General features: G+C 58.5%; 13 protein-coding genes. 6 read left to right on the plus strand and 7 right to left on the minus strand.

Translation table 11 applies throughout. The annotated features are described in order from the left end of the window. Positions 1-8: 8 nt before the first annotated feature. Positions 9-437 (minus strand): hypothetical protein, encoded by a 429-nt coding sequence (locus AB8B29_RS26285; protein ID WP_439006819.1) that lies wholly within the window; start codon positions 435-437, stop codon positions 9-11. Between the two features lie 435 nt (positions 438-872). Between AB8B29_RS26285 and AB8B29_RS26290 the strand changes: the two genes are divergently transcribed. The 4 genes from AB8B29_RS26290 (at position 873) to AB8B29_RS26305 (ending at position 6,227) form a co-directional block, all read left to right on the plus strand. Further along, positions 873-2,408 carry an ABC transporter substrate-binding protein gene (locus AB8B29_RS26290; RefSeq protein WP_439006820.1) on the plus strand — a complete coding sequence of 512 codons (1,536 nt, stop codon included), beginning with the start codon at positions 873-875 and terminating at the stop codon, positions 2,406-2,408. Between the two features lie 78 nt (positions 2,409-2,486). After that, the gene (locus AB8B29_RS26295; protein WP_439006821.1) at positions 2,487-3,509 is read left to right on the plus strand and encodes an ABC transporter permease; all 1,023 of its coding nucleotides are present in this window, start codon (positions 2,487-2,489) and stop codon (positions 3,507-3,509) included. 2 nt (positions 3,510-3,511) lie between these two features. Beyond that, a complete protein-coding gene (locus AB8B29_RS26300) occupies positions 3,512-4,369 on the plus strand; it encodes an ABC transporter permease (RefSeq protein ID WP_092575363.1) in 858 nt (285 codons plus the stop codon). Between the two features lies 1 nt (position 4,370). Continuing rightward, positions 4,371-6,227 (plus strand): dipeptide ABC transporter ATP-binding protein, encoded by a 1,857-nt coding sequence (locus tag AB8B29_RS26305; RefSeq protein WP_439006822.1) that lies wholly within the window; start codon positions 4,371-4,373, stop codon positions 6,225-6,227. A 12-nt stretch (positions 6,228-6,239) separates the two neighbouring features. Here the strand turns inward: AB8B29_RS26305 and AB8B29_RS26310 are convergent, their stop codons facing one another. From AB8B29_RS26310 to AB8B29_RS26335, 6 genes are all read right to left on the minus strand, one after another. Then, entirely contained in the window at positions 6,240-6,944 is a 705-nt protein-coding gene (locus AB8B29_RS26310; RefSeq protein ID WP_113084765.1) for a hypothetical protein, read from the minus strand. A gap of 335 nt (positions 6,945-7,279) precedes the next feature. Continuing rightward, positions 7,280-8,671, minus strand: a complete 1,392-nt coding sequence (locus AB8B29_RS26315; RefSeq protein ID WP_439006823.1) for an FAD-binding oxidoreductase — start codon at positions 8,669-8,671, stop codon at positions 7,280-7,282. A gap of 57 nt (positions 8,672-8,728) precedes the next feature. Further along, on the minus strand, positions 8,729-8,908 hold the full coding sequence (locus AB8B29_RS26320; RefSeq protein WP_131511974.1) for a hypothetical protein: 180 nt from the start codon (positions 8,906-8,908) through the stop codon (positions 8,729-8,731). A gap of 328 nt (positions 8,909-9,236) precedes the next feature. Beyond that, the gene (locus AB8B29_RS26325; RefSeq protein ID WP_047555715.1) at positions 9,237-9,617 is read right to left on the minus strand and encodes a DUF6481 family protein; all 381 of its coding nucleotides are present in this window, start codon (positions 9,615-9,617) and stop codon (positions 9,237-9,239) included. Between the two features lie 31 nt (positions 9,618-9,648). Further along, on the minus strand, positions 9,649-9,873 hold the full coding sequence (locus AB8B29_RS26330) for a hypothetical protein (RefSeq protein WP_047555713.1): 225 nt from the start codon (positions 9,871-9,873) through the stop codon (positions 9,649-9,651). A 133-nt stretch (positions 9,874-10,006) separates the two neighbouring features. Next, on the minus strand, positions 10,007-10,216 hold the full coding sequence (locus tag AB8B29_RS26335; protein ID WP_037191038.1) for a cold-shock protein: 210 nt from the start codon (positions 10,214-10,216) through the stop codon (positions 10,007-10,009). Between the two features lie 561 nt (positions 10,217-10,777). Here AB8B29_RS26335 and serA point away from each other — a divergent pair. After that, a complete protein-coding gene (gene serA, locus AB8B29_RS26340; RefSeq protein WP_112442204.1) occupies positions 10,778-12,016 on the plus strand; it encodes a phosphoglycerate dehydrogenase in 1,239 nt (412 codons plus the stop codon). A gap of 407 nt (positions 12,017-12,423) precedes the next feature. Then, entirely contained in the window at positions 12,424-12,933 is a 510-nt protein-coding gene (locus AB8B29_RS26345; protein WP_439006923.1) for a L,D-transpeptidase, read from the plus strand. The last annotated feature ends 140 nt before the right edge of the window (positions 12,934-13,073 follow it).

Consider the following 13,073-nt stretch of genomic DNA (forward strand, 5'->3'; position numbering starts at 1 on the left):
CTTGTCCTTCATTCGCGCTCGAGAAGACCTTTGATCAGGAACATCTCCGCCTCATGGATCGTGCCGAATTGGATCCATTCCGCGTCGGTCTGGGTTTGCAGGCGCCAGGTCAGCAGCGTGACGACGCATGTGTTCTGCCCCATCTTCAACAGGTCGCCGGGAATGACGCGGGACATGTTGCGAAACTGCATGGCCTCCTTCGACCCGCCGACCTCGTAATCCACCTGCAAACGATCCCGATCCACATCGAGGCGGACATAGGTCTGTTTGCCGGAGAAAATCGATGTGCCGCAAAACAGGCCCGGCTCGACCTCTCTCCGGTCGAAGCTGCCCCATGCCCAGCTTCCCTGCTTCAGCCCATCCGACATCAATTCAAATGCGAGAGCGGCGGGGCGCTCTACCTTGATGCTACTTGAATGGCAATGCGGGTCTAGCATCAACGTCCCCTCTTCGGATTTGCCGGGATGATAGGATCAATTCGCTCAAACGACATTTTAAGCATAAAATAACTTGAAAGAGCGTCAATGTTTTTTTCGGCTTCGATCGGACCTGGCCACATTCTTGCGCCGAAAGAAAACGACGCCTTGCGCTTCCACCCACCTGAAACGCCTATTTTTCCGCCTTTTATCCCGGAACATCCCTTGCCGAATGAAATTCGAGTAATCAATAAATTTTAGGCTTGAAGTAATTTTTAGCCCGTTCTACGATCTCCGTAATTGCTAAGGGGAAGCCCGCGAAAAGAGGCTAAAATAGCAAAAACCAAAAAGCCCTCGGCAAGATTGCAGGCTTGCGTTCAACAACCGCCGCAGGCTCACCGGCCCCTATCGCTGCACAGAGCAGCAAGGCCAGGTGTGCACACCAGAGGGATCGTGATGACTTTTGAACTAGACCGCAGAAATCTCCTGCAGATGCTCGGCCTTGCTGCAGTCAGCGGCGCCGTGCTCTCGCGCGCAAGCTTCACCTATGCGGCGGACACCGACAGCGTCTCCATCGGCTGGCCAAGCGACGTGCCGTCCTGGGATCCGAACCAGCGCTTCGTTCCGGATGCGCAGCCGATCTTCAAGCTGGTCTTTGACCAGCCGCTCGATCAGTCGCCCGATCTGAAGCTCATCCCCAATCTCATTACCAAGTGGGACCTTGCCACCGACGGTCTTTCCATGCCGTTCGAGATCCGCAACGATGTCAAGTTCCACAATGGCGATCCGATGACGATGGATGACTTCAGCTACACCTTCGTCGATCGCATCAAATCCGGCCTGAAGCTCGATATCGCCAATTCCTGGCGCAATCTGACCGCGATCGAAGTTACGTCGCCGACCAGCGGCATCATGAAATTCTCGGCACCGACACCGACCGCGCCGCAATGGCTGGCTTTTCTCGGAAGCTATCTCGTTCCGAAGAAATACATGGAATCCGTCGGCCAGGATGGGTTCCTGAAAAAGCCCGTCGGCACTGGACCCTACAAGCTCGTCGACTACCAGATGAACTCACGCATCGTGCTTCAGCGCAACGATGATTATTTCGGCGCAAAGCCGAAGATCAAGAACGTCACCATCGAAATCATCAAGGATCCTTCGGCGCGCACCGCCGCCATCCAGTCCGGCCAGATCGACCTCACCGTCAACATCCCCGTCCGTGAGGCCGAACGTCTCGGCAAGGTGGAGGGGCTCACCGCCGAAATCAATCCGTTCACCCGCATCATCCTGCTGCAGATCCGCAACGACATGGGCTTTGCCGACGAGAATGTCCGGCTTGCCGCACACCACGCCATCGACAAGGCTGCCCTTTCCAAGGCTTTCTATGGCGGTGCGGCCGTCCCACTCTCGGTTCCCGCGACGCCTGGCACACCAGGTTTCGTCGAAGGTTACAGCTTCAAATACGATCCAGCCCTGTCCAAGGAGCTGCTCGCCAAGTCCGGCTTCAGCGCCGACAAGCCTGCAACCATCACGCTTGCGGCCACCAACGGCCAGTTCCCCAGCGATTTCGACATCGCCCGCGCGCTTGTTCAGATGTGGGGAAAGGTCGGCATCAAGTGCGAGATACAGCAGATCGAATATTCGAAGTATTTCGAGCTCAATCGTGGCGGCAAACTGCCGGAGGCGACCCTCTATAGCTTCGACAACGCCACGGGTGACCCCGAGATCTTCTCCGGCTATCTGCTGAATCCAAAAATGCCGTTCGGCGCATGGAAGGGAATGGAGATCGGCCAGAAAGTTCTCAACCTCTTCGCCGAGCCTGTCTATGACAAGCGCGTGGCCGGCTACCGGGATCTTGCAAAAGAAGCCGTCGAAACCGGAGCCACCATTCCGCTCCTGCAGAGCGTCCAGACATTGGTCCGCAAAAAGAACCTCGCTTACGCCAAGTATGGCAACGCCTGGATCCTGGGCAACACCATGTCGTGGTCGTGAGTTTGCGCTGCATAGCTTGAAAGACCATGGGGTCCGGGGTTCGCTCCGGGCTGCCTTCCTGGCTTCGTAAGACAAGGCATGCGCATGTTCGTGACCATCGCCAAACTGCTGGTAAAACGTCTTCTGACCGCGATACCGATCCTGCTCATCGTGTCCGCGCTTCTCTTTTGCATCCTGCGCGTCCTGCCGGTCGATCCGGCGGCAATGTCGATGCCACCGAATGCGACGGTCGAAGAGATCGAGGCGATGCGCAAGGAGATGGGGTTCGACCGGCCGCTCATCGAGCAATACGGCATTTGGCTCGTCAAGCTCCTGCATGGCGATATCGGTCGCTCGATCCATTTCCGCCAGGACGTGTCCTCGCTGATCGGTTCGACGCTGCCCGCGACCATCGAGCTGGCGGTGCTCGCCATGGTCGTTGCCACTGTCTTCGGCCTCGCCGGCGGGCTTTTCCTGTTCTACGTGCGCGGAACGCGCGCAGAAGCCGCGATGGATTTCCTCTCCATCCTGCTTCTGTCGCTGCCGGAGTTCCTGTGGAGCCTGTTCCTGCTCCTGATTTTCGGCGTCTTCTTCAATCTCCTGCCGTTTACCGGACGCCTCAGCCCCGGCTTCGAGCGACCGGTGATGACGGGTTTTCTTCTGCTCGATAGCCTCATCACCGGCAACATTGCGGTCTTCTGGGACGCGATCAAGCATATGATACTGCCGAGCCTCGCGCTCGGCATCGCGCTTTCGCCGTCGCTCATGCGCGTGCTGCGATCGAGCCTGCTCGACGCCTATCAGGATGATTATATTCAGCAGGCGCGGCTGCGCGGCCTGTCGGAGAAACGCATCCTCATCCGCCACGCGCTCAAGAACGCCATCCTACCGACACTCAGCCTGATGGGCGTGCAGTTCGGCTTTCTGTTCGGCGGCACGCTCCTGGTGGAACTCATCTATTCCTACCCCGGCATGGGCAATCTGATGGTCGATGCGATCCGTAATGCCGATCTGCCGATCATTCAGGGCGCGGGCCTGACCTATTGCGTCGCCGTCCTCGTCATCAATACCGTGGTCGATAGTCTTTACCTGATCCTCAACCCAAAACTGACGGCGCGCTGATAATGAAACATCTTCCGCTCTGGTTGAGATCCGGCCGCGTTCAGACAGGCCTCGTCATCATCGCCATCCTGGCGGTCTGCGCGATTTTCGCGCCTTGGATCGCACCCAACGATCCGAATGAACAGAACCTCTTGTCCATCCTGACGCCGCCTGCCTGGGCGGATGGCAGCGACGCGATGTTTCCGCTCGGCACCGACAGCCTCGGACGCTGCATCCTCTCGCGCCTGATCTTCGGCACGCGCGTTGCGCTCACCGTCGCCTTCATCGCCTCGTTCGGCGCCATGATCATCGGCGCGATCCTGGCGCATATCGCCGGCTATTTCGGCGGCTGGGTCGATTGGCTGATCGGGCGCGTCGTGGAAATCTGGCTCTCTTTCCCGCCCGTCATCCTGTCGTTGATCCTGATGGTCGGCCTCGGCACCGGCATTCGCAATGTGATCCTCGCAATCGTGCTCGTCGACTGGACGCGCTTTTGCCGGGTGCTACGCAGCGAGGTGCTGGTGCTGCGACGGCGGGACTATGTGGCCGCCGCCCAGCTCGTCGGCTTTTCCCATTGGCGCACGATCACGCGCGAAATCCTGCCCGGCACACTGCCGCTGCTGATCACGCTCATGAGCCTGGAAATGGGCGTCGCCGTCATCGTCGAGGCGATCCTCTCCTTCGTCGGCATGAGCGTCGGTGCAGACACGCCCGCCTGGGGACAGATGATCGCCGACGCCCGGCAGAACATTTACGAGGCGCCACTCAATCTTCTCTGTCCGGTTTTCGCGATCTTCTTTGCCGTCTTCGGCTTCAACATTCTCGGAGACGGTCTGCGCCGATCCCTCGACACGCGCCTGACGCAGACGGAGAGGACCTGACATGACCATATTAGCCGCACGAAACCTCTGTGTAGACTCATTCGGGGGCAAAGAGTCCTTTCCCGTCCTGAGCGATCTCAACTTCACGCTGGTACCGGGCATGATTCTCGGCCTCGTCGGCGAGTCCGGCGCCGGAAAGTCGATGATCGGCCGCGCTATTTCGCAGTTCCTCCCGAGCGGCTTCGCCGTCACCAAGGGGACACTAGAATTCGCCGGTGAGGACCTTGTAGCAATGGCGTCGGAGCGCCGTCGCAATCTGCTCGGTCGGGACATCGCCTTCATCCCGCAGGAGCCCCTGTCCGGCCTCAACCCCGTGCTGACCGTCGGTCAGCAGATGAGGGAACATCTCTTGCGAATTGGCCTTGCTCCGGGCGAACACTGGCGGCAGCGGGCGCTTGCCGAATTCGAAGCGGTGCACCTGCCACATGGCGCAGCGCTACTTGGCAAATACCCACATGAGCTTTCCGGCGGCATGTGCCAGCGCATCCTGATCGCCATGGCCTTTGCCAGCCGCCCGCGCCTGCTGATCGCCGACGAACCGACAACGGCCCTCGACGTCACCATCCAGGCCCGTATCGTCAAGCTGATCGCCGAGATGCAGAAGCGTGACGGCACGGCGGTCATCTTCATCACCCATGACCTGCGGCTTGCTTCGCAGATCAGCGATGAGATCATGGTGCTCTATGCCGGGCGTCCGGCCGAGCGCGGACCCGCCAAGCAACTGTTCTCGGCGCCGGCACATCCCTATACGCGCTGTCTTCAACTCGCCAATCCCACCATCAGTGGAGAGCGCCGCGGCCTCTACATCCTGCCGGAGCGCATGCCGGGGCTGCGCGTGTTGAAGGATATTACCGGCTGCCGTTTTGCCTCCCGCTGTCCGAATGCCGTCGCCGCCTGCACCGAGGCCGAGCCGCCGCTTGCGGAAATTGCACCCGACCATATCGCCGCCTGCATCCGCACGGAAAAGACGCCTGAGATCGTGCCGCCGCCGTTGGCTCCGGCCCGCAACGTCGAAACAGCGAAGAACTATCTGCAAGGCGAAAAGCTTACCAAGGCCTACACGGTCGCCTGGAGCCCCTTCAACAGGAACCCCAAGTTTAGGGCAGTCAACGGCGTCGATTTCACGCTCGGTGAAGGCGAATTCGTTGGCATCGTCGGAGAAAGCGGTAGCGGCAAGAGCTCGCTCGCCCGTCTTGTCGTCGGGCTGGATACAGCGACCGAAGGTCGCCTCACGCTTGCGGGCCGCGACATTACCGCCAATGGATCGTCGGAAAAGGCTTATCGCCGCGACCATATCCAGATGGTGTTTCAAGATCCGCAATCGGCGCTCAATCCGCGCCGCCAGGTCGGTAGCATCGTCACCCAGGCGAATGAGGCGAGTGGCCTCCACGCCAGCAAGCGAGAGCGCATGGATCGCGCCGCCGAGCTGCTCGCTGAAATCGGCCTGCCGCCGGATGCGGCGATGCGCTTCCCCTCACAACTGTCCGGTGGCCAGAAGCAACGCGTCAATATTGCCCGCGCCCTCTGCTCGGTGCCGCGCATTCTGGTCGCCGATGAGATCGTATCGGGCCTCGATGTCTCGGTTCAGGCGCAACTGCTGGATCTCCTATTGAAGTTGCGGGACGAACACGGTTTCTCCATGATGTTTATCTCGCACGACCTTTCCGTCGTGCGCTATCTCTGCGACCGCGTGCTGGTGATGTATCGCGGCGAGGTGGTGGAGAGCGGGGCGACGGAAACGGTCTTCGCCAACCCGCAGCATCCCTATACGCAGAGCCTGCTCGCTTCCGTGCCGCCGGACGACGTCCAAGCCGAATGGTCGCCGGTATTGACCGAGACAGGTTATCAGGTCGAATAGGTGCGTCTTTGCTTATGGGACGATGATCCGTGTCGCCATCGGAAAATGCGAATTGCCGCCTTCAAAGGGAGGAAGCGTCTTGAAATCCTCCCGCATGGCAACGCGCGCGGGAGACTGCAAGGCGGTCTGTAGGGCGACGGGGTTATCGAACATCACCCGGTTTCGCTGCATGTGATTGACGCGCTCCCAGGGTAGGAAGCCGCACCAGTCGACCCGTGATAGAACCTCGATCTGGCGGATATCCGGAAAGGTGCGCATGACCTGCGGATGGTGGCTAACATAGTGGTGTAGCCAGGCATTCATATCCCCGGCGGGGCCGGGATAGTGAACCACGTAGCTGCATGGCAACTGACCGTCACCGGTGCGCAGCTTGCCGTCATCGACCGGAAACGGCCGCACATACATCGCCTGCTGCGTCGCCTTGGTACCCCTTATGCTGGTGAGAACATCAAAGGCCGCGAGCTGCTGCAGATGGCCCGAAGGGCCGATGGCGCTTTCGAGTGTGGTCAGTTGATCGAAATAAAGCTGAAGTCCAAGAACCGGCGATCGCTCGACCTTGTTGTACATGTCGTTGGTCGTCTCGGGCGTATAGAGATTCGCGGATGCAAGGCCGGGAGTTGTCTTGATGATTGCGGCAACGGTTGCGAGATCGGCTTCGCTAATTGCGAGGTCACCGTCGTCGGAGCTTTCGAAAAAGGCAAGATAGGCGAAGGCCATGTCGAACTCTCCGTACTCGCTAGAAAACGGTGACAGGCCAAACCGGTATTCAAAGCCCACCGCGGAGATTTCAGTATCGAGCGATACAGAGCAAAAAACAAGTTTAAACTTAAAACATATCGCGCCCGATTGGTTCCTCTATGCCTCGCGCACTCGCCATGACAGATTGCCTCTTACGACTTTTCTCCGCCGCCTTCCTGTCGCCCTTGAGGTGATTCATGTAATCTCCAAGGACGCTATCGATGAAAACATGGAGGCCCGGTCCGGTTCGAGCTCAGGAACTCGAAGCTTGCTTCGCCGGTATGTCCACCGAGTTAGCTTCAGAGACGGGCGGCTCAAATCGTCAGCACCTTACCGGTGTTGAGAATATTGTTCGGATCGATAGCGCGCTTGATGCGCTCCATCAGGGCCAACTCTTGCGGCGTGCGGGAGAGCTTGAGATAGGGCTTCTTCAGCAGGCCTATCCCGTGTTCGGCGGAAATCGTGCCGCCCGCCCGGCCGACAGCCGTAAACACAAGCTCGGTGATTTCCTTATGCGGCTGCGAATTGCCAAGCGAGGGGATGTTGCAGACGAAATGCAGGTTGCTGTCACCGATATGGCCGTAGCTGAGCGCAATTGCATCGGGCCAGCGATTTTTCATCGCCGCTTCAATCTCGCTCACCACGCTGCCGGCAACGCTGGTGGGGAGCCCGACATCGAACGCAGTCTGAGGTCCCATGAGCCGCCCATATTCCGAAACGCTATCGCGAACCGCCCAGAGTTCGCGGGCTTCCCGCTCCGAGGACGACAGGACCGCATCGGACACCCAACCCTCTTCAAGGGCATCAGACAGGATATGTTCGAGCATCGTCCGGTTTTCGTCCGCGTCGCGCCCACCTGCTTCGATCAGCACATAGATACCGTGCGGTTCGGACAATGCCCGCCGCAGCTCGGGTAGATTGCCAGTCATGAAATCATAGAAGCTCGGCCACATGACCTCGAAAGCGATCAGCGCCGAACCCATGCGCAACCGGGCGCTCTTTAGTAACTCCAGCATGGCCGGAAAGCCGGAACAGCCGCACAAGGCGCTGGCGAGCGCCGCGGGCTTCGCCTGTAGGCGCAGCACAGCGCGGGTGATGATACCGAGCGTCCCCTCGGAGCCGATGAAAAGCTGCTTTAGGTCATAGCCGGCGTTGTTCTTCAGCATCTTGTTGAGCGAGCGCACGATCGTACCATCGGGCAAGACCACCTCAAGGCCAAGCACGTGTTCGCGCGCCATGCCGAAGCGAATGACGCGATTGCCGCCGGCATTGGTGGAAAGATTTCCGCCGATGACGCAGGAATCGCGCGCGCCAAGATCAAGCCCAAAGAAAAGCCCCGCTTCCTCCGCGGCCCTCTGGATGACACCGAGCGGCGTACCGGCCTGGACCGTCATCGTCGCCATGACAGGGTCGATTTCGTCAATGCCGTTCATGCGGTCGAGCGATAGCGCAACGCCGCCTTCGATCGGGCGGGCGCCGCCAGCAAGACCCGTCAATCCGCCCTGGGGAACGACCGAAATCTTGAAACGATCACAAAGCCTGAGCGTTGCTGATATTTGTTCGGTCGTGCGCGGACGCACCAGGGCCAATGGCGTGACAGGTTCAAGCCCTGCCCAGTCATTGCGGAAACGTGCTGGAATGTCTGCGCCAAAGAGAACGTCGGCGCCAAGCTCCTCGTTGAGCGATTGAATGAAGTCTTCTCTCATCAAACCATGGTCTCGAATTGCCTGAAGTTGAAGTAGTCCCCTTGGGGTGGGCAAGGATCAGGTTGCTGATCTGCTAGACGTGCTAATGCTCGAACTGTTGGTGACCCAAGAAGCAGAGCGCTGAATGGAGCCGACGTTTGTGTAGACCTCTTCGACGAAGTAGGGAAGATGTTCGTTGACATCGTCATTGGTTTCGAACGCCAGCGGATACACCGCTTCAACCCCCAGCGTCTTCACGAAGTTTTCCGCCTTGGCGTTGTCGTAAAGTTGCCTCGGGCGCCATCGAGCGGATGACCATCCGCAGGATTTCCTGAATAGCGATCTGCCCGACCGTGTTGATTGCCTGAAGCTCGCCCGTATTTTCTACGATGGAAGCTCCCGTAGGCGACAGACTTTCAGCAGCGATTCATTCGGCGCTGGGTTTAGTTCGAAGTCGCGACGATGCCGTAGGCGACCGTCATTCAACGCAGCGACATACCTTGCGCAGGATTGGGCCGATGGGTCGTGCAGCAAGGCCGATTAACAACCGAGGTGGGTCGATTACCGGCCTTAGAGAGACGTGCCACTAAGCTTGTCGGGCCTTGCGGTTGGCGTAGCGCCGATCGCGGTCAGCCTTTCGAGTGGCTTCATCTTCGATCAAGCGAGCCATACGGCCTTTTTCGGCTGTCTCACGCGCTTCGGTTTCGGCGCGGGCTGCAGCAACTACGGCTTCCTGCCGCTCGGCCGCCTCGGCTACCAGCCGCTCTTGCTCCTCAAGCTTTACCCGCTCGCGTTCAAGACGCCGCTCCTCCCGGGCCGCGGCCACGGCCACGCGTTCCGCCTCCCGCGCCAACCTGGTCGGCTGGGCCGCCGTCTGCGCCGTGCGATAGGCAGTCAGGAGAGCCGTCTTTGCTTGCGCGGCTGCCGCGCGGCGATCGGAAAGCTCGGTGTTTCTGGAGTTCTTCAAATGTCTATCCTGGGATTCGGGTTAAAATAGATCAGGGCTTCCTGGCGCGTTTAGCCAGGAGGGAAGCGGTCGCCGCGGTGCGGTCCTGCAGTTCCTTTGCAAGACGCGCTTCACGAAGGCGCAGGGTCTTTTCCTCGCGGGAACGGGCAAGGAAGTCGAGTTCATCGACGGCGTTGTTGCGGGCAAAGAATTGCGATTGGACATTGCCGAAAGCGATCTCCGCCTTCTGGCGAGATTTGCTGTATGTCTGTGTCATGATTTTTCCTGGATTAAGGCTGGGTCAATGCGGCAATAAAAAAGGCCAGGCAATCTGCCTGACCTTGGTTTGGTATCATGCTCTCAACAGTGCCAGTACATCCGTGGTCAAGGGAAAGCCGATACCGGGTGCCTTAGGCAGCCTGGAGATTGCAGGCCGACATTTTGCCCGACTTGACGTCGCGCTCCAGTTCGAAGCCGATCTTCTGGCCTTCGACGAGCTCACGCATACCAGCGCGTTCGACAGCGGAGATGTGTACGAAGGCATCGGTGCCGCCATTGTCAGGCTGGATGAAGCCGAAGCCCTTGGTGGAATTAAACCATTTAACTGTGCCAGTGGTCATGATGAACCCTTTCATAGCAATAAAGAAACCACAACACGAAAGCGTTGCGGATGGTGGTAGCGATTTTTGAAAGGAAGGTTCGTTCAGGGCGCGGTGCCAAACGCGCGGTAACCAAAGCTCAGCAAGCAAATATCGACGATCACCGTATAGGCCACCAGTATCGGATTGTCAACTTTTAGTTTTCAGGTAATCGTCTCTCAACATAAGGTTGCACGCTCCAATCTTACATCCGGCCACTGATATCGTTGGCTGGCACCAGCCGGAAGCCCGTACGTCCTACATCCGCCGCGTTGCGAGCCTGGCTGTCTTCGTCAATTCAATCGGTCCTGATCAAGTATCGATGGTGATGGCTTTGAGCCTCCAAAGCGACAGCGTCAATGTCGTCTCCTAGCGGATCTTTCGGCGCGATTGGACGGACTGACACCTCCCTATCTGCCGTCGGAGTGGAGTTTGTTGTTGCGTTTTCCGTTGGATGGTCGCTAAAGATTTTGCCATATCTGCGAGCTTTACGGCCGACAAGCAACCCCGGCTTCGTCGAATTCGAAAATCGAAAGCAATTCAATGACCCGACAACTTTCTCTCCCGCGCGAGCGGATTTCCGTCCTTCTGCTTGAAGGCATCAGCCAGAGCGCCGTGGACTATTTTACGTCATCCGGCTACGTCAATGTGACGCATTTGCCGAAGGCCTTGGATGACAAGGATCTCAAGAGCCATATAGCCGAGGCGCACATTATCGGCATTCGTTCGCGCACCCAGCTGACGGAGGAGATTTTCAGCTCCGCAAAAAAACTTATTGCCGTCGGTTGTTTTTCCGTGGGGACAAATCAAGTCGACCTGGATGCGGCCCGCCGACGCGGCATCCCAGTTTTCAACGCTCCCTATTCGAACACCCGCTCGGTTGCCGAGCTTGTGATCGGTGAGATCATAATGCTGACGCGGCGGATTTTCCCGCGTTCTGCTTCTGCGCATGAGGGCGGATGGGACAAATCTGCTGTCGGCAGTCGTGAGGTGCGTGGAAAAACGCTTGGCATCGTGGGCTATGGCAACATCGGTTCGCAGCTTAGCGTTCTTGCGGAAAGCATGGGCATGAACGTGCGCTATTTCGATCCTTCAGACAAGCTTCGCCACGGCAATTCAGAATCGATGGCCACCCTCGGCGAGCTTCTCGAAATCTCGGATTTCGTGACGATGCATGTCCCCGAAACCAGTTCGACGCAAAACATGATAACAGAGACCGAACTGCGCAGAATGAAAAAGGGAGCACTTTTCATCAATAACTCCCGCGGGACCGTAGTGGATCTCGAAGCGCTTGCGAAGGTTTTGAAAGAAGGACATCTCGCGGGGGCAGCCGTGGACGTATTCCCTAAGGAGCCGGCATCAAACAACGAGCGTTTCGAAACGCCGCTCCAGGGTTTGGACAATGTCATACTGACGCCGCATATTGGCGGCTCGACCGAAGAAGCCCAGGAGCGCATCGGAGGAGAGGTCTCCAGGAAGCTTGTGGAATATTCCGACGTCGGCTCGACGCTGGGCGCCGTCAATTTTCCCCAGGTTCAATTGCCGCCACGTCCAAACGGCACGCGTTTCATCCATGTTCATGAAAATCGCCCTGGCATGCTAAACAGTCTGAATGCGATTTTTTCGTCCCGCGCACTTAATATCGTCGGTGAGTTCCTGCAGACGCACGGCGACACGGGCTACGTGGTCATCGAAGCCGAGGGCGTCGGCCAGACAGCCGATGACATACTTGATGCGCTTCGCCAGATCCCCGGAACGATACGAGCTCGATTGCTCTACTGACGCCGTCCGCAAAATCTTCGTTTTCGATCGCCGCTGCCACAATTATGCCTGTCGCTTCCGAAATTGTCGGCGGCACGCATACCCCGCCGACGCGGGGCGCAGCCCCGTGCGTTGTTCGGGAAGTTGGTTGTGACATGAAGACTTCAAGACTGATCCTTTTGCCCGCTCTGGCTGTGCTGATGACAAGCGTCTCCGTGCATGCCCAGGAATGGCGGTATTTGCCGGATTATGGCGATGACCTGGATGGCGGCTATGCTACTCCGCACTATGGGCGGGAGGCGCCGCCGCGCTATCGCGATGATCGTCGTTTCGACGATGACTATTACTATCGGGGTGACCCCTATGGCTATTATGACGACGAAAACGGCGATTTCCCGTCGCAACCCCGTCCACAACGGCGGGCTTCGATCGATCGAGGCGCGATCTCTCCCCAATTCAATTCTGGCGTCAAAGATGACAGGCGGGCGAGCCTGGCGCGGTCACCCATCCCGCGCACGGTTGTCCCCTTTTCCGGCTACGATCCTGGCACAATCGTGATCTCCACAAAGGAAAAGCGCCTTTATCTCGTGCTCAACGACGGAACTGCCCTCAAATACGGCATCGGTGTCGGCAAGCAGGGCTTCGCCTGGAAGGGCACGGAGACGATCAGCCGCAAAGCAGAGTGGCCGACCTGGACGCCGCCCAAGGAAATGATCGCTCGCCGGCCGGAATTGCCTGACTACATGGATGGCGGTCTCAATAATCCCCTTGGAGCGAGAGCGCTCTATCTCGGTTCCACCCTCTACCGCATCCATGGCACCAATGAGCCCAACTCGATCGGCAAGGCGGTATCCTCTGGCTGCATCCGCATGGCAAATCCGGATGTGATGGATCTCTATGGCCGAGTCGCCGTCGGTACAAAGGTCGTCGTGCTTTGATTGCACCCCAGCGCTGGTGCGGTCTGCCGAGATCTGGCCATATGCCGTTTTCTCCTTGAAAGGGCCAGATCAGCGCTGTTCCAAGCCGGCTTAAATCACAGCGCATGTCGATATCCCTTGGGAACACGGCCTTTATGGCG

The organism is Rhizobium sp. 11_C7_N12_5, assembly GCF_051811145.1.
GTDB lineage: Bacteria > Pseudomonadota > Alphaproteobacteria > Rhizobiales > Rhizobiaceae > Rhizobium > Rhizobium lusitanum.

What these genes read in the sequence shown, in the direction of transcription:
- AB8B29_RS26285 (WP_439006819.1), bottom strand. Translation starts at nt 437, where the DNA reads ATGCTAGACCCGCATTGCCATTCAAGTAGCATCAAGGTAGAGCGCCCC.
- AB8B29_RS26290 (WP_439006820.1), top strand. Translation starts at nt 873, where the DNA reads ATGACTTTTGAACTAGACCGCAGAAATCTCCTGCAGATGCTCGGCCTT.
- AB8B29_RS26295 (WP_439006821.1), top strand. Translation starts at nt 2,487, where the DNA reads ATGCGCATGTTCGTGACCATCGCCAAACTGCTGGTAAAACGTCTTCTG.
- AB8B29_RS26300 (WP_092575363.1), top strand. Translation starts at nt 3,512, where the DNA reads ATGAAACATCTTCCGCTCTGGTTGAGATCCGGCCGCGTTCAGACAGGC.
- AB8B29_RS26305 (WP_439006822.1), top strand. Translation starts at nt 4,371, where the DNA reads ATGACCATATTAGCCGCACGAAACCTCTGTGTAGACTCATTCGGGGGC.
- AB8B29_RS26310 (WP_113084765.1), bottom strand. Translation starts at nt 6,944, where the DNA reads ATGGCCTTCGCCTATCTTGCCTTTTTCGAAAGCTCCGACGACGGTGAC.
- AB8B29_RS26315 (WP_439006823.1), bottom strand. Translation starts at nt 8,671, where the DNA reads ATGAGAGAAGACTTCATTCAATCGCTCAACGAGGAGCTTGGCGCCGAC.
- AB8B29_RS26330 (WP_047555713.1), bottom strand. Translation starts at nt 9,873, where the DNA reads ATGACACAGACATACAGCAAATCTCGCCAGAAGGCGGAGATCGCTTTC.
- AB8B29_RS26335 (WP_037191038.1), bottom strand. Translation starts at nt 10,216, where the DNA reads ATGACCACTGGCACAGTTAAATGGTTTAATTCCACCAAGGGCTTCGGC.
- serA (WP_112442204.1), top strand. Translation starts at nt 10,778, where the DNA reads ATGACCCGACAACTTTCTCTCCCGCGCGAGCGGATTTCCGTCCTTCTG.